Genomic DNA, 24,246 nt, shown 5'->3' on the forward strand with positions numbered 1-24,246 from the left:
ATTGTATAAAAAAAGCCTACATTAATATGGGTTTTATAAACTCCGAAAAAACAGGTTTAGGACTAACTGGCTTATCAAGGATCCGATCTAAAATCGGCTTGCTTTACGAACCAAGACTCATCCTTTCTAAATAAATAGTGTTGAGTTTAACAAACAATGTACTAATGTAGGCAGTATATTAATAATGTATTTTAAAGAACGTTACAAATGCTTATCTAACAAGTTAGCTAAATCATTTATTTTATTTATTACTTCAGTATTTTCTTTAGTATTGGTTAAAGATACTATTTCTGATTTCGATGCAAATTGCAATGCGCACATTGCCAATACATCTTGTTTATCTGATACTGCATAACTTTGTTCAAACTTAGCAATTAAATCGTTAATGTTTTTTGCTGCACTACGCATCCCTTGTTCTTCATCTGTGTTTTCTACACTCAACGGGTACGTTCTTCCTGCAATTACTACATTAACTTTAATCTTTGCCATGTAAAGAACTTTTTATGAATTCAAAAGAGTAATGCATTTATCAATCTCTCGAACTAATGTATTTATTTTGAGTTTTGTTTCTCTTGTATTTTCGTTACTGCCTTCTATAGTTTTAGCAATTTTTAGCAATTTATATTCTTCTTGCTCTTTATTTAATTCTTGCTGTTTTTCTTGTAATAAAATTTGTAACTCTGCATTATTTTGAAGCAATACTTGGTTTTCTTCTTTTAAAAATTCATACCTCGAAAGTAGATTTTTTAACTTATCTTCCAGTAAATGAATTGCTTCTAAAGGGTTACTCATTTATTTGTGAGAATAAAACTATACTTACAAAGTTATCAATATAGAACTTAAATAACAACTATTTTAATGTTTTTTTAACAACACTACTGATTATAAGACATCTAAGTGTTTTAGCTTATTTTTAGTATTTTTGTTTTAAAACCGCTATATCTTGAAATTTTATTTTTCTATTATTTTTTTAGTATTCTATTATACAGTTAATGCACAAAAGCAATACCCTAAAAATTACTTTACTTCTCCTTTAAAAATACCGATTGTTTTATCAGGTACTTTTGGTGAATTAAGAAGTAACCACTTTCATTCGGGTATCGACATTAAAACTCAAGGTAAAGAAGGTTTACCAATTTACGCAGCCGCAAACGGATATGTTTCTCGCATAAAAGTATCGCAATATGGTTTTGGTAAAGCAATATACCTTAAACACCCTAACGGATATACAACTGTATACGCGCACCTTAAAAATTTTAAACCTGTTATTCAGAAATACGTTAAAGGAATTCAGTACAAGAAAAAGAGTTATCAAACGGGTAACTTATTTCCGAAGCAAGATCAATTTCCTGTTAGCAAAGGCCAAATTATTGGTTATAGTGGTGACACTGGCGGCTCTGGCGGACCACATTTGCATTACGAAATTAGAGATACTAAAACAGAGCGTATTATAAACCCTTTACATTTCGGAATAACTGTAACTGATGATACGTCGCCTAGTATTAAAAAAATAATGGCTTATCCTTTAAACGAACAGTCACGAATTAATAATTCTAGCTTAAAATCGGTTTTATCATTTAAAAAAATCAGTGAAAATAATTTTATTAGCGAAAGTATTACTGCTAGCGGAATTATTGGTTTCGGAATTAGTGTTTTTGATAGATTAAATGGCGCTTTAAACAAAAACGGAATTTACAGTTTAGAGATGAAAGTAAATGGTAGCAGAGTTTATTATCACGATGTTGAAACTTTTTCTTTTTCTGAAAGCAAATACATCAATTTATTAATTGATTATAAACACTACAAAACGTACAGAAGTAAAGTGCAAAAAACACATAAGGTAGATGCCAACAAATTAAGTTTATATGAAAACTTAATAAACAATGGTAAAATACTTGTTGAAAAAAACGCAAGCTATAATGTTGAAATTATTGCTAAAGATTTTAAAAACAATACTGCCTCTGTTAAAATACCTGTAAGAGGTGTAGAAAGTAATTTAGTATATCAACAAAAAGACACTACAAATTATAAAATTGTTGCTAAAAACTTTCAAAAATTTACGCTTAACAATGTAACCGTTGCTTTTCCTAAAAACACTTTTTACGAAGATTGTTTTATCGATTTTTCTTTTAAGGACGGTATTGCTAAAATTCATAACAAAACAAAACCAATAGACAAGCGCTACACATTAACTTTCGAAACCTCTTTTTTAAACGAGCAACAAAAACAGCAAGTATATATTGCCAATGTTACAAACACCAAATACCCCAGGTATGTTTCTACAAGAAAAAATATCAATAAAATATATACTACCACGAAAATTTTAGGAGATTACACATTGCTTTATGATACTGAAAAGCCCACCATTAAGTTGTACAATTTTAATGACAAACAGTGGATATCAAAAAACAAAACTTTAAAAGTAAAAATTAAAGACAGCGATTCTGGTATAAAAAATTACCGTGCAACCATAGATGGTAGCTGGGTATTAATGGAATACAACCATAAAAAAGGAATTCTTACGTACGATTTTACAGATAAAAAGTTGGTTGGTAGCAAACATCTTTTTAAACTTGTAGTTTCTGACAATGTTGGAAATATAAAGACTGTTACCGCAACATTCTTCAAAAAATAAACTATAAAACCCTTGAAAAAACTACTTTTTTTACTGCTATTCCCTTCATTAATTTTTGCTCAAAAAACAGCAATTGTAAAAGGTACCATAACTAATAAATTTAACATTCCTATAGAAGGTGTGGCCATTACATACCTATCTGGAGGAACTACAACCAACGCCAACGGAGATTATACTTTTACCATACCCATGCGTAAAACGGTTGCCGTAACATTTAGTCACGTTTCCTACAAAACGATTACAAAAAAATTTACTTCGAGAGGTAAAAAAACATTTAACTTCTCTCCTTCTCTTACTTTTAAAACAGAACAATTAGAAGAGGTTAGTCTTAAAAACCTAAAAAAGGAAGCACAAGGAATTACAAAAATCGACACAAAAAAAGTTAAGAAAATTTTAGGTGCCAACGCAGGTGTAGAAAATATTTTAATGACCCTGCCAGGTGTTAGCAATAATAACGAATTAAGTACTCAATATAATGTTCGTGGTGGTAATTTTGATGAAAACTTAGTATATGTAAACGGCATAGAAGTATATCGTCCGTTTTTAATACGTTCGGGGCAACAAGAAGGCCTTAGCTTTATCAATCCGCAAATGGTGCAAAATATTAATTTTTCCGCAGGCGGATTTCAAGCAAAATACGGCGACAAACTTTCTTCTGTTTTAGACATCACGTATCGCAAACCAACGGAATTTGGTGCGCAACTAGATGTTAGTTTATTAGGCGGAAGTTTTACGATAGAACATGCTTTTTTAAATAATAAGTTAAGTGCCATTGTTGGTGTTCGTTATCGCGATAACAGTTTGTTTGTTAACAGTAAGCAAGTAGATGTAAATTTTAAACCAACTTTTACCGACGTACAATCTTTTTTAACCTACAAAGCAACCGATAAAGTTACTTTCAATTTTTTAAGTAACTTTTCTTTAAATAATTATAATTACGAACCATTAACAAGAAAAACACGTTTTGGTACGTTGGTAAATCCGTTAGAATTAATTGTTTTTTATCAAGGGCAAGAAAAAGATCAATTTAAAACACTTTTTGGTGCTTTTTCTACCGATTATCAAGTAAATGATAACTTAAAAATTACAGGAACCATTTCTTCTTTTAATACGCAAGAAGAAGAATATTTTGATATTGCCGCTTCTTATAATTTAGGAGAAGTGGATAGTAATATTGGATCTGAAAATTTTGGAGAGGTCGCTTTTTCACAAGGAATCGGGTCGCAAATTAACCATGCCCGCAACGATTTAGATGCCTTAATAAGTAATATTCAACTTAAAGCCACTTTAAAAGATGGTAAAAACGAATGGAAAACAGGCGTAAAATATCAAACAGAAAATATAAAAGATCGCATACGTGAATGGGAAATGATAGATTCTTTAGGTTTCACCGTACGTCCGCCAAACCTTACTGGTAACAATCAACCTTACGAACCTTTTGCAGGACCCATCGAACCATTTAATACTGTTAGAGCAAATAATGATGTAGATATTAATCGTGTTTCGGGTTTTTTACAATTCAGCAGAAAAAGTAATTGGAAAAATCATCAAATATGGATGAATGTTGGTGTACGCGCTCATAATTGGAGTGTAAAAACCGCTAACGAAAGCGCTGAAAATCAAATTATATTTAGTCCAAGAGCTCAGTTTGCTATCAAACCAGATTGGGATAAAGATATGTTGTTTCGAATCTCTGGTGGTTGGTATTCTCAGCCTCCGTTTTATAAAGAGTTAAGAGGTTATGACGGTCAAATTAATCCGAAGGTAAAAGCCCAAAAATCAATTCATTTAGTTGCAGGTAATGAGTACAGTTTTACCATGTGGCAACGTCCTTTTAAACTAACAACCGAGTTGTATTATAAAGATTTATCTGATGTAAATTCGTATTCGGTAGACAATGTTCGTATTCGTTATAGAGCGGATAATGTAACTGATGCTTATGCCTACGGATTAGATATTCGTTTAAACGGAGAATTTGTACCTGGTAACGATAGTTGGGTAAGTTTTGGTTACTTAAAAACCGAAGAAAACATCAACAATCAAGGATATATTGCAAGACCAACTGATCAGCGCTTAAAATTCGGTGTTTTATTTCAGGATTATGTGCCTAATATACCTGATTTAAAAGCCTATTTAAATATTGTTTATAATACAGGGCTTCCGGGTGGCGCTCCTGCTTATTCAGATGTATATCAATATCAAAATAGATTAAATGATTACAAACGTGCTGATGTAGGAATATCCTACGTATTTACAGACGCCAACAAAAAAAGACCGACTGGTTTTTTGCGTAATTTTAAAGAACTAACTGCTGGTTTAGAACTTTTTAATTTATTTGATATCAGAAATTCGATAACCAATACCTGGGTTCGTGACGCCTACAGCAAACAACAATACGGAATTCCGAATTACATGACAGGTAGAGTTTTAAACTTAAAAATAGGAATGCAGTTTTAATATTCTTGAAACCATCCAACAAAAAAACAAACTACTGATTTAAAACAACTTAACTAAAATTAACTACATATATTATCAATCATTTTGTATATTTGGTAGTATATGAAAACTGAATCAACACCAAAAAAAGTAATTTCTGTAAAAAAAACATTGCATAGAAAAAAAGTAGTTTTATTACTAACTTTTAAATATGATGATGTTATAATTAACCATATTAGGAGTTTAAAAAAATTTACTTGGAGTAAAACTCTACAAGGATGGGTTAGCCCTTTTACTGATAAAACATTTTCTGACATACAACATCTTTTAAGTGATATTGCTGATATTAAAGTAGATGAATCGGTTACTAAAAAACTATATCACAGAGGTGTAAAAACCGAACGTAAACTTACAAGCGCGAACAAAGAAATTATTCGGAATTATGTGAAATATTTGCGAGGTAAACGTTACAGTGAAAGCACGGTGCTTACGTATTTTACTTTTATTGCTGATTTTATTGATTTTAGTCAGCCTGCACCAATCGAATCACTCACCAATAAGAATGTTGAGCTATTTATTGAAGCCATTTTTATTACCAGGAACTACAGTATAAGCTCGCAGCGACAATTTATAAGTGCTTTAAAATTGTTTGTTGTTTATTATCCTAAATGTAATATTGAGTCACTTACTTTAGAAAGACCTAAAACCTCGAGGAAATTACCTTCCGTTTTATCACAACAAGAAGTTGTAACCTTATTACAAGTTACCAAAAACTTAAAACACCGTGCTATTTTGGCAATGTTATATTCTGCCGGATTACGAATTGGAGAATTAACCAAACTCGAGTTAAGACATATTGATGTTACTAGAAGACAATTATTTGTACAAAACGGAAAAGGAAGAAAAGACCGGTATGTAATTTTAGCAGACAGTTTTTTACCTTTATTACAAAACTATATTAGCACTTATGTGCCGAAACGTTTTTTTGTTGAAAGCCCAACCGGAACAAAATATTCTGAAAGTAGCATTCGAAAATTCTTGCACACCTCTACCCGACTTGCCAACATAAAAAAACATGTTACTCCGCATACATTAAGGCACAGTTATGCTACACATTTATTAGAAAACGGTATTGGTTTACGTCATATTCAGGAATTATTAGGCCATGCAAAGCCAGAAACGACGATGATTTATACACACGTAGCTAAAAAGGATTTATTAGAAATAAAGAGTCCGCTAGACACTATATTATTGAGCCTACAAAAAAACACTTCAGAATCAGATCAGTTTTTAAACTCTAGAAAGGTTTAAGAAAAATAATGCCAATTATTTTTATATATTAGTAGCTCTTAAAAAAACATTTTATTGCTATGAAATGCATTTTTTAAGAGCTGATAAACAAGAACAAAAGTTCCTTTTATCGGGAACTATATATTAAAAAAGAGGAAGTTATTTCTCTATATAACGAGTTGGGCACAATTAAAAAAAAGTGGAAGAAAAAGAAACATTTGATAGAATTCTTAATTTAATTAGTTCAGACGACTTTCCAAAAGTTATGTCGGAAATGAAAAAATTAGATTCTAAAGCCAAAGATAGATTAAATCTATTTCTCGCTAATAGAACTTTACATACCGAATCAGCAAGATACAGAGGTCGTGTTGTAGAAATGAGCATTTATCTTGAATTAATTTTAGCAAAATTATTATCTCAATATTTTGCAAAAGATGAAAAAAAAGAATTACTCAATTCAATGGTTTTTGATAGAATGGACTTACAAAGAAAACTGAACACTTTAAAAAACATTCTTAAAACCCAACAACCCAAAATATGGAAAACGGAACAATCAAATTTGAAAAAAATTGACAAGTTAATTTCATTCAGAAACAATATCGCTCATTCTGTATTAAATTCATCGCCCGAATATTCTGAGAAAATCAGAAAAAAAGTTAACCAAATGACAAAAGAAGGAAAGACTGCAAACCATCTTGACGAAATCGAATTTGGCTTTTACGAAAATCATCAATGGATATTTAAAACAATAAAATATTCAGAGGTCGAGGAATATCATAAAGGAATTTATGACGGAATAAGTAACATTGAAAATATTGGAAAACAAATAATTCCGAATTTTGAATCAACAGCTGAAAATTAAATAACTGTGCCCAACACCGTGCATAATTCATTGCTTACAAAGTTTTTCCTACGGAAAAACCTCGCGGCCTTCAAAGGCTTGTAATTGTCTACTATTTATTCGCTAAATTCACGCAAACAAATCATGCACAAACACGTTATGTGCAAGCTGAAGAAAAATTCGAACTAACGACAAAATGACTGAACAATCAATAATAAAACAGATTGGAAAACCTGCTGAAATCGATTTACGAAAACCGAAAGCGATTGGAAGTACAGGATTTTATTTAAAGTCATTTAAAACTAAAAATCCCGAGAACGAATCTCTAAAATTGGAATCGAAATGCAACTTTGAAAAGCGAACTGGCGGAATTTTATTACGTGCGAATTATTCCAATAAATTAACGACCATTCCCATTACAAATGAAAATATAATCGAAATTACTCTAAAGCGTGGAAAAGAAAATATTGACCCATTTTTTCTCTCGCCAATGTGGTTTTTTTTAAAACTCGGAGTTTCTAAATTATACGCTCGATATTTTAGATTTAGACTTCACGAATATTCAATTGACCAAATGGAACTGAATATCAAAACGACTGATTATGAAATGGATTTCATTGCAAACGGATATTTATTTGAGCGACAGTTGAGTTTCTTTGAGAATTTGAATTACGGAATTAAATTAAAAACGGAAATAAAAGCCAGCACATAACACCGTGCATAATTCATTAAGGTGGAATTTCCTTGCGGAATTTCCTCGCACTTTTATTATCTTTCGTTCAAATTCGGAAAAGTGCTGCGCTCTTTTCCTTAACGAAATCATGCACAAATACGTTACCTGCAAGCTAAAAAAACGACAATATGAAAACATTCCTATTTGCGTGGAATCCGAAAAAATGGAATTGGACAACTCTTGAACAGAGCATTGACCAAATCGAACAAACAGGTCGAGCGACAGAAAAATGGAGTGTAATAAGTCATAAAAAAATCCAACCAGGAGACAGAGCATTCTTAATGAGACTTGGCGAAGAACCAAAAGGAATAATGGCTGCCGGTTTTGTTGCGACACCACCATTTTTATCAAAACATTGGAGCGGAGAAGATAAATTAGTGAATCGTGTAATGATTGACTTTGAAGTAATTTTAAATCCCGAAAAAGAACCGCTATTGAGTCTTGATATCTTAAATCAAGGCAATTTGGCAAAAGTAAATTGGACACCGCAATCTTCAGGAATTGAGATTAATCCAGATGTAACGGACGAATTAGAAGCCGTATGGTTTGACTTTTTGACAACTCAAGAAATCAGACATAACCCTTTCAAAGAAACTGAAAAGGACGAACAGAAAGTTTACACAGAAGGAACACCAAATCAAGTTTTAGTAACTAAATATGAACGAAATCCATTCGCAAGAAAAACTTGTATTGAGCATTACGGACTTTCTTGTTCAGTTTGCGAATTTAACTTTGAAAAAGAATACGGAGAATTAGGTAAAGACTTTATTCACGTTCACCATTTAAGACAAGTCGCAGACATTGGAAAAGAATATAAAATCGACCCAATTAAGGACTTGAGACCTGTTTGTCCGAACTGCCACGCAATGATTCATAAACGAAAAGAACCATACACGATTGACGAACTGAAAGAAAAAATGAAAAAAGCCAGCAGGTAACAATGTATATAAAAAATAGGCGAAATAGTAGTGAAATCAAGGGTTTTAGCTTGTATCAAAGTTCAGGTTTAACTGAAAGTTTGGTGCTTCGAAATCGCCTACTTTTCATATACTAACCGTTAGCAAAAACTTTAGAAATCACTCAGGCGGAACTAATTTTGAGTTAAAAATCTTAAATTTATTATTCAATAATTTTCTTTTCATAACATTGGAAAAATAACAAACAAAAGTTAAGAGCAACTTTACGGAATTCTAAACATTAACAACAACAGAACTGAACGCAAAAAATCACTCTAGCGGAATTTAGCAACTTTGCGGAGTTGAAAACCTTTGCGGAATTGTTTACTCAAACTCTGAATTTTGAAAATATTGAAAAACTAAAATGGAATTATTAATCGAAAAAAACGCATTTGCTAACAACTTGTATATAAAAATTGCTTTATTTTAGCTAAACTAAATAGGCTGTGCTTTTTTACTAAGTCCAATTTTCCTGCGGAAAATTCGCCGAGCTCTTAAAAAGCAACTTTCTATACAAAAAACCGTTGGGTTTCATTAGCGGAAACCGTTAAAATTGAACATTTTTAGCTTTTAAAGTGAATTTTTACAATGTTGGAAAAATTTACAGAAAAGCTATTTTGGAATTTAATTACAACTCAAAAAAAGTAGCTTGAACAATTTAGTTTTTTAAGTCTATTTTTTACAAATAGAAAAATTCCCGTTTAGAATTGTTTCGTTAAATAAAAATCTAAAACTGGAGAGTTTTGAAATCAAATTACAAACTTTTAGAGTTTTGAGAAGTTTTGAAAATTGAGTTGAATACCTAAACGTGGAAATCAAAACAGCGGAATTAGAATCTTTGCGGAAATAATAACTGAAAATGAAAATAGAACGGAAAAACCATAAAACGAAAACCCAACAAGGTGCATAATTCATTAAGGTGGAACTTCCTTGCGGAATTTCCTCGCACTTTTATTATCTTTCGTTCAAATTCGGAAAAGCGCTGCACTCTTTTCCTTAACAAAACCATGCACAAAGCCGTTGGGCACAATTAAAAAAAAGTGGAAGAAAAAGAAACATTTGATAGAATTCTTAATTTAATTAGTTCAGACGACTTTCCAAAAGTTATGTCGGAAATGAAAAAATTAGATTCTAAAGCCAAAGATAGATTAAATCTATTTCTCGCTAATAGAACTTTACATACCGAATCAGCAAGATACAGAGGTCGTGTTGTAGAAATGAGCATTTATCTTGAATTAATTTTAGCAAAATTATTATCTCAATATTTTGCAAAAGATGAAAAAAAAGAATTACTCAATTCAATGGTTTTTGATAGAATGGACTTACAAAGAAAACTGAACACTTTAAAAAACATTCTTAAAACCCAACAACCCAAAATATGGAAAACGGAACAATCAAATTTGAAAAAAATTGACAAGTTAATTTCATTCAGAAACAATATCGCTCATTCTGTATTAAATTCATCGCCCGAATATTCTGAGAAAATCAGAAAAAAAGTTAACCAAATGACAAAAGAAGGAAAGACTGCAAACCATCTTGACGAAATCGAATTTGGCTTTTACGAAAATCATCAATGGATATTTAAAACAATAAAATATTCAGAGGTCGAGGAATATCATAAAGGAATTTATGACGGAATAAGTAACATTGAAAATATTGGAAAACAAATAATTCCGAATTTTGAATCAACAGCTGAAAATTAAATAACTGTGCCCAACACCGTGCATAATTCATTGCTTACAAAGTTTTTCCTACGGAAAAACCTCGCGGCCTTCAAAGGCTTGTAATTGTCTACTATTTATTCGCTAAATTCACGCAAACAAATCATGCACAAACACGTTAGCTACAATATGAACGAAAAAATGAATGATAGAAAAAATATAATAATTTCTTTTAAATCAAATTATGGAGAAAGAAAAAAAGGAATTGAGAAGAGAATACAATATTTGAAAGGAATGAGTATTTTGAATTTAGTACTTACTCTTTTATGTGGTGGAATTCTAATTTCATCAATTATTTCTGAATTATTTGGTTACACTATATTTAGATGGGAAAAAACTGGACTTTTAGCTATCTTAAGTTTAAGTTTTGTATTAAATCTTCCAAATGAATTATATGAACTTAAACTATTAAATCATTTGAAAAAAATAAATTCTAAACCTGAATTTAATGGAATTGATAAACTTAATAGTGAATTAAAAAAAATGATTGACAAACTTAATAATAGATTTAAAAATAATTGGAGCGTCATAGTATTAGCAATCTTGATTTTGATTATGGGAATTTGGCAAATGGGTTTTGACAATAATAACCCATATTGGAATTATATGAAATTACCTATTTTAGTATTTTATGGAATAATTATTTTTCGTTTTATAATTACGAATAGAAAACTGAATGAAAATATTGAAAAAACGGAAAAATACTGTAGCTAACACCGTATAAAATTAATTGCTGGTTTTAGCCTATTTACGAAAGTCCTCGCGGACTTTCTATCTGTGTTTTATTTGCTAACTTTAGTGCTTAAAACACGCAACTAATCTTATACAATCACGTTGTAAGTAATGCCGAAAAACCCAGAAACCAAGTGAATAAAACAATATTTGAAATTACCAAAATGGATTGTCCTTCAGAGGAAAATCTTATCCGAATGAAATTGGACGGAATTTCAAGCATTGCGAATTTGGACTTTGATATTCCGAATCGAAAATTGACCGTTTTTCACAGCGGAGAAATTGACCAAATCGAAAAGTCCGTTATCGAATTGAATTTAGGTGGAAAAAAAATCTCAACGGAACAAACCGACCAAACGGAATTTAAAGAAAACGAAAATCAGAAAAAACTACTTTGGTCTGTACTTGCCATAAATTTTGCTTTTTTCATTATTGAAATGACAACAGGAATTATCTCAAAATCTATGGGACTTGTTGCCGATAGTTTAGATATGCTTGCGGACAGTTTTGTGTACGGAATTAGTTTGTTTGCGGTTGGCGGAACAGTAATAAAGAAAAAACGGATTGCCAAACTTGCTGGATATTTTCAAATAATACTTGCGATTATTGGATTTGTAGAAGTCTTGAGAAGATTTTTCGGAAACGAGAAACTTCCCGATTTTTCAACAATGATTATAGTTTCGATTTTTGCACTTATTGCAAACGGAATTTGTCTTTATATTTTGCAAAAGTCAAAGAGCAAAGAAGAAGCACATATGAAAGCGAGTATGATTTTCACTTCGAATGACGTGATTATCAATTTGGGAGTAATTATTGCAGGAATTTTAGTGCATTATTTGAGTTCTAATAAACCTGATTTGATTATCGGAACAATTGTTTTTGCATTGGTAATTCAAGGAGCATTTCGGATTTTGAAATTAAGTAAGTGAACTAAAAAAGCACTACTTACAACAACGTGTATAATTAATGGCTGGTTCTCGCCTACTTACGAAAATCCTCGCGGATTTTCTATTCGGTTTTTATTTGCTAAATTAGGTGCTTAAACACGCAACTAATCATACACAAAACCGTTGTGCCCAATTAAAAAATCCGTTTCATAACATTATTCAGATTAAATGATTGTATCTTTGATAGTATCAAATGATAGTATCAAAAAATGAAACCACCTTACGAAATAACATCTTCTATTTTAAAATTAATAACTTCTATCTCAGAGAAAATAGGAGAAGTAAATGCTAATTTATTAAATAGACCTTCACCTAAATTGAGAAAACAGAATAGAATCAAAACTATTCATTCTTCGTTAAAAATAGAAGGAAACACACTTACAGAGGAACAGATTACTGCACTTCTTGAAAACAAAAGAGTTATTGGACCTAAAAAAGATGTTATTGAAGTTTTAAATGCAATCAAAATCTATGAAAATTTAGATGATTACAATCCTTCTAATGAAAAATCTTTTTTAAAAGCACACCAAAACTTAATGGAAGGTTTAATCGAAAATTCAGGGAAATATAGAACTCAGAGTGTCGGTATTGTAAAAGGCTCTAAAATTGAGCATTTAGCACCACCATTTGAAAATGTGCCATTCTTAATGAAAGACCTTTTTGAATATTTGAAAAATTCTGATGAAATTGAATTAATTAAAAGTTGTGTTTTTCATTACGAAATGGAATTTATACATCCATTTTTGGATGGAAATGGAAGAATGGGAAGATTATGGCAAACTTTAATTTTAATGGAAAAATATCCAATATTTGAGTTTTTACCTTTTGAAACATTAATCAGTAATGACCAGGAAAAATATTACAAAGCTTTAGCTGAAAGTGATAAATCTGGAAAGTCAACTAAGTTTATTGAATATATGCTTAACGTAATTGACATTTCAATAAGTCAATTATTAGATTTTAATAATCGAACTTTAAATGAAAAAGATAGATTAGAATATTATGTTTCATTAAACAAAATTGAATTTACAAGAAAAGATTATATGGATGTTTTTAAAGACATTTCTTCAGCAACTGCAAGTAGAGATTTAAAAAAAGGAGTTGAATTAAATTTATTTGAAAAAATAGGAGAAAAAAATAAGACAATCTACCGTTTAAAATAACTGGGCACAACACCGTATATAATTTATTACTAGTTCTAGCCTACTTACGAAAATCCTAGCGGATTTTCTATTCGGTTTTTATTTGTTAACTTAGTTGCTTAACCACGCAACAAACCATATACAAACACGTTAGCCACAAGCTCTGAAAAGCCACCACACAGTCAAGCACATTTTATTTTGCTCGTGCCTCACAAAATAAAAAGAGCTTGCCTTTTCCCACCACCGCCCGAAAATATTTTGATTTAATACACAGTTTTTTGAGATATAAATGTAAATTAGTGGATTGAAAAAACATCTGAAATGAACCGAATTAAGGAAGTGTTGGAACAGAAAGGAATAAAGCAGACTTGGTTGGCGGAAAAACTAGGCAAAAGCTACAATATGGTAAATGCTTATGCTCAAAACAGACAACAACCGAGATTGGAAACCTTAATGGAAATTGCCAATATTTTAGATGTGGACGTGAAAGAATTAATAATATCAAATAAAGAAAAATAAATGCCTGTAGACTTTTCAAAAATATTAGTAGTTGGTGTATCATCTAGGGCACTCTTCAATTTAGAAGAAGAAGAGCAGATTTTTAAGGATAAAAACATTCGTGGTTTTCGAGAATTTCAGTTAGCAAACGAAGACAAGTTACTTGAAAAAGGAACTGCATTTCCATTGGTTGAAGCTTTATTAAAACTTAACACACACGTAGACAAAAAAAGTCCAATTGTCGAAGTTGTTGTAATGTCCAGAAATAGCCCAGAAACAGGCGTAAGAGTATTAAAAGCAATCGAACATTACAATCTACCAATAACAAGATGGGCATTTTCTGGTGGCGAACCACTCTCACCATTTATAGATGCTTTTGATATTGACTTATTTCTTTCGCGAGATGAAAGTGATGTTCAGAAAATAATTGATACTACAAATTGTGCTACAGCATTAATTTATGACCCACCAGAGAATTTTGAACCTGAAACAGACAGAGTGAAATTCGCTTTTGATGCTGATGCAGTTGTTTTTTCAGAGGAATCTGAAATAATTTATAAAACCAAAAACATAGAGGCTTTTCATAAACACGAAAAAGAAAATGAAGATGTTCCTTTAAATGATGGTCCGTTTGCTGTGCTTTTAAGAAAGTTGTCAGATATTCAAGATTTTCTTCCTATCGAAAAAGAGCTTTCACCATTGAGAATAGCCATAGTTACTGCTCGTAATGCACCAAGTCATATGCGAGTTATTAAAACTTTAAGAAAATGGAATGTCTATGTTGATGAAGCCTATTTTTTGGGTGGTTTACCTAAAGAAAAAGTTCTAGAAGCATTCGGAGCTCATATCTTTTTTGATGACCAACATACACATTTAAGTGATTCCAGTAAAAAAATTCCTTGTGGTAGGGTTTTGTATAAATCAAATTCCATTTTAAAGAATTACGAAAAAGAAATTATTGTAGAACCAAAAAAAGAAAAAGAAAACTAATATGCCAACACTCAATTGGATAGGAAAAGACAAAGTTATAAGTCATCATCAAGATGTACCTTATAGAGTTTTGGAACATAAATACGGTTTTACTGCTAAAAAAGAAGAACAAACCGAACCAACTCAAAGCGGAAACAAAATAATTCACGGAGACAATTTAGAAGCTCTAAAAAGTCTACTGCCAGAGTACGAAGGAAAAGTAAAGTGTATCTACATTGACCCACCATATAACACTGGAAAAGAAGGTTGGGCATATAATGACAATGTAAATCATCCAAAAATATTAAAATGGCTAGGAGAAGTAGTTGGTAAAGAAGGAGATGATTTGAGTCGTCACGATAAGTGGCTGTGTATGATGTATCCCAGACTAAAACTACTTCACAAATTATTGGCTAAAGATGGAATTATATTCATATCAATAGATGATTACGAATATCATAATTTACTTTCTCTAACAAATGAAATATTTGGAATAAAAAATAAAATTGCAACATCTATTTGGGATTTAGGAACTGGAACTCAAGCAGGTCATTTTGTTAGGGCTCACGAATACGTTTTAGTCTATGCTAAAAACAAGGATTTAGTGCCAAATTTTAAAGGAGGAGAAGGAATAATTAAACATTCCGCACTTAAAAAAATTAGTTATAAGAATCCAGAAAGCGAATTTACATTTCCGGTTGGAACTAGATTTGATGCACCAGATAACACAATATTAGAAAAAAATTGGGGTGGTTCAGAAAAAACAACCTTGGTGTCAGGCACTATGAAATCTGTAAAAGGAAAATTATCTAAACCTGTTACTTTGAGTGCTGGTTGGGCGATGAAATCACAAATGCAGAGTTGGTTCTATGAAGACCCAGAAAATACTTATGATACCAAAGGGCAAAAGCTTCAAGAATTTTACTTTAACAAAAGTGGAGTTCTAACTTATATCAAAGAAAAATCAGTAACCAACCCACCAACTGTTTTAAGAGGCATTGCAAATACTAAAACTGGTAGTAGTGAATTAACGAATATAATTGGACCAAATAAATTTGACTTTCCAAAACCTTCAGCTTTAATAAAATTCTTATTAAAGCTAGTTACTGAAAAAAATGATATTATTCTTGATTCATTTGCTGGAACAGGAACTACTGGTCAGGCTACTTTGGAATTAAACAAAGAAGATAACTCTAACCGTAAATTCATCTTAATTGAACTTGAAGATTATGCAGAAGAAGTTACCGCAGAAAGGATAAAAAGAGTCTCTAAAGGTTTCAAAACAAAAACTGTAAATTTTGAAAAACTTGGGGGAGCATTTGACTTTTACGAATTAGGCTTACCTCTTTTCGATGATAACCAAAACCTTAACGAAAAAGTTGAAACAGAAAAAATACGTGAATACATCTGGTTTTCAGAAACGAGAACACCATTTAAAAAGACAAAAGAAAATAATTACTTTTTAGGTAAAAAAGACGAATCAGTTTATTACTTCATTTACGAAAAAGATAAACTTACAACTTTAGATTTTGATGCTTTAGAACTCGTAAAAACCAAAGGAGAACAATATGTTATTTATGCAGATAATTGTTTACTACCTAAAGACTTTATGGCAAAAAACAACATCATTTTCAAAAAAATACCAAGAGACATTACAAGATTTTAGATTATGGAATTAAAAAGCTACCAACAAAAAGTAATAGAAAATCTTGAAGAATATTTACAATATGTTCAAGAGCATAAAAATGTATCTACTGCATTTAATCAATATTGGGAAGATAAAATTGGACGATATAATCCTTTGGATAATACAGGAATGCAACCTTATAAAAATAACATCCCAAATTCGGCACACGTTTGTATAAAAGTACCAACTGCTGGTGGTAAAACCTTTATTGCTGTAAACGCTTTGCGTTCCATTTTTTCTGCTTATGATACAAGTAAAACAAAAGCAGTTATATGGTTAGTTCCTTGGAGTAATTTATTACAACAAACCGTAAATGCTTTATCAAATCCAGAGCATCCTTATCGCCAAAAACTAAACGCACTTTTTAACCACAAAGTTGAGATTTACCAAAAAGAAGATTTACTACAAGGTTCAAATTTCAATCCAACTGTAGTAAAAGAACAGTTGAGCATCTTTGTTTTGAGTTTTGCCAGTTTAAGAGCAAGAAACAAAGAAGATAGAAAAGTATATCAAGAAAACGGACAATTGGAATCTTTTGTTCCACAATACGCAAATAGAAAACATCTTTTAGATGATGTTGACGACACAGCATTAATTAATGTTATTAGAAGTTTACATCCTGTTTTGGTAGTTGACGAAAGTCATAATGCAGAAAGTGATTTGAGCGTAGATATGCTTAAAAACTTAAATCCATCTTTCATTTTAGATTTAACAGCAACACCAAAAGACAATAGCAACATTGTAAGTCTTGTTCCTGCAATAGAGTTAAAAAAGGAACATATGGTTAAACTTCCTGTTATCGTTTACAACAATCACGATAAAACAGAAGTCATTAACAATGCTTTGCATTTACAACGCAAATTGGAAAACTTGGCAATAAAGCAAGAAAAAGATGGTGGAAAATACATTCGACCAATCGTTTTATTTCAAGCACAACCAAAAACAAAAAACGACAATACAACTTTTGAGAAATTAAAAGAACAATTATTGAGTTTGGGTATTCCCGAAAATCAAATAAAAATCAAAACAGCGAATATTGATGAACTTAAAAGCATTCCAGATTTACAAAGTAAAGATTGTGAAGTTCGTTACATAATTACAATAAATGCTTTAAAAGAAGGTTGGGATTGTCCTTTTGCATACATTTTAGCGTCTTTGGCTGACAAATCGAGTGCAGTAGATGTTGAGCAAATTTTAGGTCGTGTACTTCGTCAACCTTACGTTCAAAAACATAAAGCTTTTCAGTTAAATCTTTCCTATGTATTAACAGCTTCGGCAAAATTTAATGACACATTACAAAGCATTGTTGAAGGTTTAAAAGCATCTGGATTTAGTGGAAATGAACATAGAGTTTCTGATAAAATGACAGAAGAAGAAAAACAAACAGAAGTTGTAAATCCTGTTGATTCTTTTCTATTTCCAGAACAACAAAAAGAAACCGAAGAAGAAACAATTGATAAAGGACGTATTTCTTTTGACCCAAATGCAAAAGAAGAAGACATTGAAGATACTTCTGTAATTACAGAAATAGAAACAATGGCAGAAGAACAAAACAAGGAATTAGAACAGCAAATACAGGAACAAGAAAAACAACCTGTTGACGAAAATATTTTTCAAGAAATGGGAGATAAAGTTAAACGTTATCGAGTAAAAGAAGCGAATAAAGAAATTATTGATAAAATCGATTTTCCTCAATTTTTTCTAAAAGTAGCAGCAAGTGACATTTTTGGAACAGACCAAGAATTATTAAACCGAGAATCTTTATTAAAAGATTTCAAACTTTCTGATGAAGATATAAAAATTGACTTTGACAAAATCTCATCTGATTTATACAAAGTAGATTTAACAGAAACTGTAAAAGATAATTATACACCAGATTGGGTAAAAATTGAAGAAAGTCAAGTAAAAGACCCAATTGCAGAATACATTTTGGCAAAACCAAAAGATGCCCAAATAAGCGATATAACGCATCAAATAATGCAGATTATTGGAAATATGTATCCAATTCCAGACCAAGAAATAAAAGTTTATGTTGGTAGAATATTAAACGGAATGAACGCAGAACAAATGCGTGACATTTTAGTTAGAAAATGGAGTTATACCGACAAAATAAAGGCACATATTAGAAAGTTATCAGATGCTTATGCAGAAACTAGATTTATGGATTTAATTAAATCAAAGCGAATAACTGCAAAAGAAAACTGGAAATTAGCAAAGGAAATTGTTCCTGGAAATGTTGGTTCTTCAATCGGAAATTCATTGTATGAAAAAGAAGGAACAATGAACAACTTTGAGGAAAGAGTAATAATGGAAATCGGAACTTCTTCTAATATTGAGTTTTGGCATAGAAATTTAGAAAGAGGGAAAGGATTTTACATCAACGGATTTAAAGCCAATCATTATCCTGACTTTATTTTGAGAACTAAATCTGGAAAAACAATTTTAATAGAAACGAAAGGAGACCATTTAGATGGTTCAGACAGCGAAGGTAAATGCAGACTCGGAAACGAATGGGAAAAACAAGCTGGACACGACTTTTCTTATTTTATGATTTTTGACAAAAAGGAAGTTGATGGAGCATTTACATTGGACAAAGCAAAGGAATTGATAAGCGGAATGTAAAAGCCAACGCTAGTGCAAGCACATTTAAAGTTTGCTCGTGCCTCACAAATTTAAAAGAGCTTTCACGCCAACGCTAGCAAGTTTACGGAATAAAGCCAGTGGCTAACAACGTGTATAATTAATGGCTGGTTCTCGCCTACTTACGAAAATCCTTGCGGATTTTCTATTTGGTTTGTATTTGCTAAATTAGTTGCTGAAACACGCCACTAATCATACACAAACACGTTACCTGCAAGCTAAAAAAACGACAATATGAAAACATTCCTATTTGCGTGGAATCCGAAAAAATGGAATTGGACAACTCTTGAACAGAGCATTGACCAAATCGAACAAACAGGTCGAGCGACAGAAAAATGGAGTGTAATAAGTCATAAAAAAATCCAACCAGGAGACAGAGCATTCTTAATGAGACTTGGCGAAGAACCAAAAGGAATAATGGCTGCCGGTTTTGTTGCGACACCACCATTTTTATCAAAACATTGGAGCGGAGAAGATAAATTAGTGAATCGTGTAATGATTGACTTTGAAGTAATTTTAAATCCCGAAAAAGAACCGCTATTGAGTCTTGATATCTTAAATCAAGGCAATTTGGCAAAAGTAAATTGGACACCGCAATCTTCAGGAATTGAGATTAATCCAGATGTAACGGACGAATTAGAAGCCGTATGGTTTGACTTTTTGACAACTCAAGAAATCAGACATAACCCTTTCAAAGAAACTGAAAAGGACGAACAGAAAGTTTACACAGAAGGAACACCAAATCAAGTTTTAGTAACTAAATATGAACGAAATCCATTCGCAAGAAAAACTTGTATTGAGCATTACGGACTTTCTTGTTCAGTTTGCGAATTTAACTTTGAAAAAGAATACGGAGAATTAGGTAAAGACTTTATTCACGTTCACCATTTAAGACAAGTCGCAGACATTGGAAAAGAATATAAAATCGACCCAATTAAGGACTTGAGACCTGTTTGTCCGAACTGCCACGCAATGATTCATAAACGAAAAGAACCATACACGATTGACGAACTGAAAGAAAAAATGAAAAAAGCCAGCAGGTAACAATGTATATAAAAAATAGGCGAAATAGTAGTGAAATCAAGGGTTTTAGCTTGTATCAAAGTTCAGGTTTAACTGAAAGTTTGGTGCTTCGAAATCGCCTACTTTTCATATACTAACCGTTGTAAGCAATATGAGCAAAACGATAATCATAATTGGAATAATCATTTTTCTCTTCGTGATTTTCGGATTTATTCAAAATAAGAGGAATGAAAAAAGATTGCGGAAATTAAACGAAAGCAGACCGAAACTTACACGAACGGAATACATAAGCCGACTTGTGAAAAACGGATTTGACAAGCAACTGGTTGAAATAGTTCACGACGAAATTCGAGAATTTATTCAAATGAATGATTTCTCTATTTACCCAGAAGATGATATTCACAAAATATACGGAATTGAGGATTTAGATGATATTGAACTGATTGACACAATTTGTGAAAAACTAAATTTGAGAAAAGCGGAACAGAAAGACTGTGACGAACTGAATAAAAAAATGAAAATATTCAACGCGGAATATATTCTAACTTTGATTAAAAATTTAACGTAATAAAATACTGCTTACAACACCGTGTTGTGTAGATAACACTCTATGTACCTTTATTTTAATAGTAATAAAAAGATTTATTAAAAAAGGGTACAACATAGGTACAACTTTTAAACTATAAAATTGAGAAGTAAAAACAATGACCTAAAAGCATAAAAAAACCGTTACAAACACATTGTAACGGTTTCTTATTGTATGTACTTATGCTTAAAAGTTATTAAGCTGCCGTACCAGAGCCTAAATACACACTATTCGATACTTGCTTTCCGTCGTCTGAAACGAAAGCCATAAACATTTCAACTGCATCACCTGCATAAGTAGCTGGAATATTTACTACTTCTGAACCTATAATTCTTCTTGTTCCCTCTAAAATATACATCGATTCTTTTTTACTTGGATTGTAAACTAAAACCATTGATTTATCAACTGTACTTGCATTACCTTCTGCTGAATTATCATCCCATGCAAAAGATACTTGACCTGGTACTGATAAATCAACTGATGGATTTAATGGAATGGATAATGAACCTCTACTTAATAATGCGTTAGCATAATCTATTACAAAATCTGGTGCAACACCCCCTACTCCGTTATTTAACACATAAGACATCGCAGCATTAAATTCTGTTTTCTTTGTTGCAAACGCTTTATAACCAACTTTTAAAAATGCTTTATTTGGCTGTAAATATTCCAACGTAGCACTAAACTTATTACGTTGATTCACTTGCCCCTCTGTACGAGGATTTGCCACGCTTGATGGCTTAATTCTGATGTAGTCAATACCTTTCCAACTACCACCAATTACGTTACCTACCTTTCCTGATAAGCCTCCTAAAATTCCTTGGGATATTTTCCCCATAACTATATAAATTTAAAATTAATACTCTCTCGGATTTGGTACGGGCTTGATATTGCTTTTAAACTTTGTTTACCTCTATAATATAACGAAAATTATGCCACCTTGTACTTACTTTTAATCGTTTAGATGCCTTTGCATTTTGCTTCATTGGTTTGCTTTAACTCGATGCAATTACGTATGTAGGCAACCTTTAAAACTGCCATTTTATCAATGACATTTTGTAACTCTTTTTCTTTTTTACTGATTACCTCAACAATCTTGATATGCTTTTGCAGCTTATTAGTAGTACTCATGACTGAGTTAAAACCTTTTTTAAGCGTGTTTCTACAATCATCTATTGTAATAAACGGAATAACACTCCCTTTTAAATAATAAGCGTAAAAACCACCTATTTGCAACATCATAGATAAGTGAAACAATGTGTTTTTTACTTCTTCGGTTGCAGTAGTGACTACAAAACAATTAGGACAAGATTTTAAGAGCGGTTTTCCGCTGTTTAGACCTTTATTTAGGATGAAAAAATGAGGGTTTGAGTAGGTTTTTCCGATGCGGTGTGTTTTCAGTTCAAAAGTTGACATAGCTATCCAATTTAAAATTCGCTTCGCGCTATTAATTTTGAAATTGAAAAAAAAGATGTGCTACCGAAAAGTGCCTTGGGTAAGGCTGTCAAGGTTTTTGGGTAAAAGTTTTTAGGATTGACTGTTTACTTTTAAAGAAGAATATTGTGAAAAAAGTTTTATCCAAAACCCATAGGGCTTGACCTTTATAGCCTTAAAGCGTTGGCTAAAGCTAGGCACTTATATTTGCTGCCTTTTTTATTCTTTTTTGTTGCAAATACAGTTGTTACCTTTTTTATTTTTTAATGAAGTGAAACAAACAAAGACTTGAGATAAGGAATACTTGACTTAACGATGGTTTTGTGCAGCTTGAATGAGCTAAGAAATAAAAACAATAGTAAAATACGTAGTGCGCTGGCAGTAGCGGAAATATGTGTGTGCTTATTTATTAATTGCTACCACTGTTTTAACTTGATTATCGTTTTAATTTAAAGTTGTGTTTTTTTGCTTATATGTTAGTGTAAATAAGCATACTCTTATTTGGATGGTTTTTATTTTTATAGGTGTTATAACGATTTGTTTAATAGTAATTATACTTACCAAGCAATACTAAATACTTGCTTTTATATTACTAAAAAAACACTTATAAAATTAATGCATAGGGTTGGAATTATTGTAAAACACCTCAACTATTGTTATTGTGTTTGACTGTATGCGGCTGTTTAGCGGCTATTTTACATAATGACCGTTATAAACCCTGTAGTTTACGAAAGAGGGGTATAACTACGCGTTATGTAACTTAGCTTTGGGTTGGTTTTGTGGCGGAATAGTTGTTTTGAGCGTTGGCAATAGCTCTTTGCTTTTTTATTGTACCAATTTATTAAAATAGATACTTTTAAATAAAAGAAGCAATGTGCTATTATAGCGTTGGCTACAACTATTGTGACATAAAACCAACTATGTGGTGGCGCGCGGAACAACACAAAAGACAGAGGATTTTTGCTTTTTTGCAAAATGCTGGGTTTTGGGTTGTGGGGATTTTATTGCCATAAAGGTTCTGTTTCCCAATCATCAGTATAACCTAATGCTTTTCTATCTACTAATGGATATTGAGTAAACAAATCGTCTAATTTTTCTTTGAAAGAATTCATAGGATTAACGGATTGTAAAAGATATTTTAACATACATAAAACAAAATAAGTGCGCTTTTTTATATGAACTCTATTCTGCGTACGTGTATCCATATTATAACAATTAACAATCCAATCTAATGAGGTTTGCTCTGGAACAGTAGCTTTTATTTTTAAATTTTTATTCCATAGCCTACTATGATGTGCACAAGTATTTCTAATATAAACTAATGTGTGAAGCCAAGTGACAAAAACATCATCCCTTAAGCCAAATTTTTGAGAAATATTTCTTTTCGTTCGACCTCCTTTAAGGTTAGAATAAATATATGATAAGCTACCAAAAGAACAAACCTCTAAAGCCATCCAACTAGGTGGTAGTTCTTCTATATATTTATTTTTATAATTAGTTATAAACAACTCATTACTTCTATTAACCTCATTAAACATTTTGCTTATATCACGGGTATGTTGTGAATGAGATTTGAAATTATTTGTATCGGATAACCAAAAAACACCCCAACTATGAGAACATTCATACGAAATAACTGCTCGTATAGCTACTTCAATTTTTTCAATTTGATTTAAAATTAAAAGACGTAATTCACGATCAAATTTATACAACTCGAATGCTTGATTAAAGTGAGCATCAGCCTTAAACCTGTGGTCTGTTTTAGGATTAGCTAGCAGTGTATACCAATAACCAGATAACCTGTAATAACTTAATTTTTCTAAAAGATGTAATGCTTTTTCTTCACAACCTTCAAAAGATAATCCTCTCGAAGATAAACGCTCAAATTGTTGTTGATATGATAATGGTGGTTTTGAGTAATTTTCCTTAGTCATAGTTAAATATAAGGCAAAAAAAAACTCACCCTGAGCGCGCTG

The 24,246-nt window shown here is 31.5% G+C and carries 21 protein-coding genes and 1 other RNA gene; 16 read left to right on the forward strand and 6 right to left on the reverse strand.

Annotated elements, in window-relative coordinates; translation table 11 throughout:
• Positions 1–37: 37 nt before the first annotated feature.
• The 3 genes from ssrS to H0I30_RS05850 all read right to left on the reverse strand — a co-directional run bounded on the left by ssrS (position 38) and on the right by H0I30_RS05850 (position 792).
• Positions 38–146: non-coding RNA, 6S RNA (ssrS, locus tag H0I30_RS05840), on the reverse strand.
• A 55-nt stretch (positions 147–201) separates the two neighbouring features.
• Complete coding sequence (locus H0I30_RS05845; RefSeq protein WP_218773341.1) at positions 202–489, reverse strand: cell division protein ZapA; 288 nt, start codon at positions 487–489, stop codon at positions 202–204.
• A gap of 12 nt (positions 490–501) precedes the next feature.
• Complete coding sequence (locus H0I30_RS05850) at positions 502–792, reverse strand: hypothetical protein (RefSeq protein ID WP_218773342.1); 291 nt, start codon at positions 790–792, stop codon at positions 502–504.
• 151 nt (positions 793–943) lie between these two features.
• Between H0I30_RS05850 and H0I30_RS05855 the strand changes: the two genes are divergently transcribed.
• The 16 genes from H0I30_RS05855 to H0I30_RS05930 all read left to right on the forward strand — a co-directional run bounded on the left by H0I30_RS05855 (position 944) and on the right by H0I30_RS05930 (position 20,818).
• Positions 944–2,635, forward strand: coding sequence for a M23 family metallopeptidase (locus tag H0I30_RS05855; RefSeq protein ID WP_255554343.1), 1,692 nt, complete (start codon positions 944–946; stop codon positions 2,633–2,635).
• Between the two features lie 12 nt (positions 2,636–2,647).
• Complete coding sequence (locus tag H0I30_RS05860; protein ID WP_218773343.1) at positions 2,648–5,092, forward strand: carboxypeptidase-like regulatory domain-containing protein; 2,445 nt, start codon at positions 2,648–2,650, stop codon at positions 5,090–5,092.
• A gap of 102 nt (positions 5,093–5,194) precedes the next feature.
• Complete coding sequence (locus H0I30_RS05865; RefSeq protein WP_218773344.1) at positions 5,195–6,382, forward strand: tyrosine-type recombinase/integrase; 1,188 nt, start codon at positions 5,195–5,197, stop codon at positions 6,380–6,382.
• A gap of 178 nt (positions 6,383–6,560) precedes the next feature.
• Positions 6,561–7,223, forward strand: a complete 663-nt coding sequence (locus H0I30_RS05870) for a hypothetical protein (RefSeq protein WP_218773345.1) — start codon at positions 6,561–6,563, stop codon at positions 7,221–7,223.
• 175 nt (positions 7,224–7,398) lie between these two features.
• A complete protein-coding gene (locus H0I30_RS05875; RefSeq protein ID WP_218773346.1) occupies positions 7,399–7,914 on the forward strand; it encodes a hypothetical protein in 516 nt (171 codons plus the stop codon).
• 149 nt (positions 7,915–8,063) lie between these two features.
• On the forward strand, positions 8,064–8,873 hold the full coding sequence (locus tag H0I30_RS05880) for an HNH endonuclease (RefSeq protein ID WP_218773347.1): 810 nt from the start codon (positions 8,064–8,066) through the stop codon (positions 8,871–8,873).
• Between the two features lie 1,058 nt (positions 8,874–9,931).
• Positions 9,932–10,594 (forward strand): hypothetical protein, encoded by a 663-nt coding sequence (locus tag H0I30_RS05885; protein ID WP_218773345.1) that lies wholly within the window; start codon positions 9,932–9,934, stop codon positions 10,592–10,594.
• A 159-nt stretch (positions 10,595–10,753) separates the two neighbouring features.
• Positions 10,754–11,326, forward strand: coding sequence for a hypothetical protein (locus tag H0I30_RS05890; RefSeq protein WP_218773535.1), 573 nt, complete (start codon positions 10,754–10,756; stop codon positions 11,324–11,326).
• A 152-nt stretch (positions 11,327–11,478) separates the two neighbouring features.
• Positions 11,479–12,273 carry a cation transporter gene (locus H0I30_RS05895; protein WP_167919739.1) on the forward strand — a complete coding sequence of 265 codons (795 nt, stop codon included), beginning with the start codon at positions 11,479–11,481 and terminating at the stop codon, positions 12,271–12,273.
• A gap of 227 nt (positions 12,274–12,500) precedes the next feature.
• Positions 12,501–13,454, forward strand: coding sequence for a Fic family protein (locus H0I30_RS05900; RefSeq protein ID WP_121052018.1), 954 nt, complete (start codon positions 12,501–12,503; stop codon positions 13,452–13,454).
• A 300-nt stretch (positions 13,455–13,754) separates the two neighbouring features.
• Entirely contained in the window at positions 13,755–13,952 is a 198-nt protein-coding gene (locus H0I30_RS05905; protein ID WP_218773348.1) for a helix-turn-helix domain-containing protein, read from the forward strand.
• The gene (locus tag H0I30_RS05910; protein ID WP_218773349.1) at positions 13,953–14,921 is read left to right on the forward strand and encodes a 5'-nucleotidase; all 969 of its coding nucleotides are present in this window, start codon (positions 13,953–13,955) and stop codon (positions 14,919–14,921) included.
• A gap of 1 nt (position 14,922) precedes the next feature.
• Positions 14,923–16,566: a site-specific DNA-methyltransferase gene (locus tag H0I30_RS05915; RefSeq protein WP_218773350.1), complete on the forward strand. Its 1,644-nt coding sequence runs from the start codon at positions 14,923–14,925 to the stop codon at positions 16,564–16,566.
• Between the two features lie 3 nt (positions 16,567–16,569).
• The gene (locus H0I30_RS05920) at positions 16,570–19,209 is read left to right on the forward strand and encodes a DEAD/DEAH box helicase (protein ID WP_218773351.1); all 2,640 of its coding nucleotides are present in this window, start codon (positions 16,570–16,572) and stop codon (positions 19,207–19,209) included.
• A gap of 252 nt (positions 19,210–19,461) precedes the next feature.
• Positions 19,462–20,271: an HNH endonuclease gene (locus tag H0I30_RS05925; RefSeq protein WP_218773347.1), complete on the forward strand. Its 810-nt coding sequence runs from the start codon at positions 19,462–19,464 to the stop codon at positions 20,269–20,271.
• Between the two features lie 277 nt (positions 20,272–20,548).
• Positions 20,549–20,818 (forward strand): hypothetical protein, encoded by a 270-nt coding sequence (locus H0I30_RS05930; protein WP_218773352.1) that lies wholly within the window; start codon positions 20,549–20,551, stop codon positions 20,816–20,818.
• A 214-nt stretch (positions 20,819–21,032) separates the two neighbouring features.
• Here the strand turns inward: H0I30_RS05930 and H0I30_RS05935 are convergent, their stop codons facing one another.
• The 3 genes from H0I30_RS05935 to H0I30_RS05945 form a co-directional block, all read right to left on the reverse strand.
• Positions 21,033–21,674 (reverse strand): DUF6266 family protein, encoded by a 642-nt coding sequence (locus H0I30_RS05935; RefSeq protein WP_218773353.1) that lies wholly within the window; start codon positions 21,672–21,674, stop codon positions 21,033–21,035.
• 122 nt (positions 21,675–21,796) lie between these two features.
• Complete coding sequence (locus H0I30_RS05940; protein ID WP_218773354.1) at positions 21,797–22,252, reverse strand: hypothetical protein; 456 nt, start codon at positions 22,250–22,252, stop codon at positions 21,797–21,799.
• A gap of 1,019 nt (positions 22,253–23,271) precedes the next feature.
• Complete coding sequence (locus H0I30_RS05945) at positions 23,272–24,204, reverse strand: Abi family protein (protein WP_218773355.1); 933 nt, start codon at positions 24,202–24,204, stop codon at positions 23,272–23,274.
• Positions 24,205–24,246: the final 42 nt, after the last annotated feature.

It is taken from the genome of Tenacibaculum sp. AHE14PA (genome assembly GCF_019278465.1).
GTDB classification, from domain to species: domain Bacteria; phylum Bacteroidota; class Bacteroidia; order Flavobacteriales; family Flavobacteriaceae; genus Polaribacter; species Polaribacter bernardetii.

Excerpts from the sequence above, each read along its gene's own strand:
- H0I30_RS05845 (WP_218773341.1), bottom strand. The coding sequence starts at position 489 with ATGGCAAAGATTAAAGTTAATGTAGTAATTGCAGGAAGAACGTACCCG.
- H0I30_RS05850 (WP_218773342.1), bottom strand. The coding sequence starts at position 792 with ATGAGTAACCCTTTAGAAGCAATTCATTTACTGGAAGATAAGTTAAAA.
- H0I30_RS05925 (WP_218773347.1), top strand. The coding sequence starts at position 19,462 with ATGAAAACATTCCTATTTGCGTGGAATCCGAAAAAATGGAATTGGACA.
- H0I30_RS05865 (WP_218773344.1), top strand. The coding sequence starts at position 5,195 with ATGAAAACTGAATCAACACCAAAAAAAGTAATTTCTGTAAAAAAAACA.
- H0I30_RS05920 (WP_218773351.1), top strand. The coding sequence starts at position 16,570 with ATGGAATTAAAAAGCTACCAACAAAAAGTAATAGAAAATCTTGAAGAA.
- H0I30_RS05875 (WP_218773346.1), top strand. The coding sequence starts at position 7,399 with ATGACTGAACAATCAATAATAAAACAGATTGGAAAACCTGCTGAAATC.
- H0I30_RS05945 (WP_218773355.1), bottom strand. The coding sequence starts at position 24,204 with ATGACTAAGGAAAATTACTCAAAACCACCATTATCATATCAACAACAA.
- H0I30_RS05900 (WP_121052018.1), top strand. The coding sequence starts at position 12,501 with ATGAAACCACCTTACGAAATAACATCTTCTATTTTAAAATTAATAACT.
- H0I30_RS05905 (WP_218773348.1), top strand. The coding sequence starts at position 13,755 with ATGAACCGAATTAAGGAAGTGTTGGAACAGAAAGGAATAAAGCAGACT.
- H0I30_RS05935 (WP_218773353.1), bottom strand. The coding sequence starts at position 21,674 with ATGGGGAAAATATCCCAAGGAATTTTAGGAGGCTTATCAGGAAAGGTA.
- H0I30_RS05940 (WP_218773354.1), bottom strand. The coding sequence starts at position 22,252 with ATGTCAACTTTTGAACTGAAAACACACCGCATCGGAAAAACCTACTCA.
- H0I30_RS05910 (WP_218773349.1), top strand. The coding sequence starts at position 13,953 with ATGCCTGTAGACTTTTCAAAAATATTAGTAGTTGGTGTATCATCTAGG.
- H0I30_RS05880 (WP_218773347.1), top strand. The coding sequence starts at position 8,064 with ATGAAAACATTCCTATTTGCGTGGAATCCGAAAAAATGGAATTGGACA.
- H0I30_RS05890 (WP_218773535.1), top strand. The coding sequence starts at position 10,754 with ATGAATGATAGAAAAAATATAATAATTTCTTTTAAATCAAATTATGGA.
- H0I30_RS05915 (WP_218773350.1), top strand. The coding sequence starts at position 14,923 with ATGCCAACACTCAATTGGATAGGAAAAGACAAAGTTATAAGTCATCAT.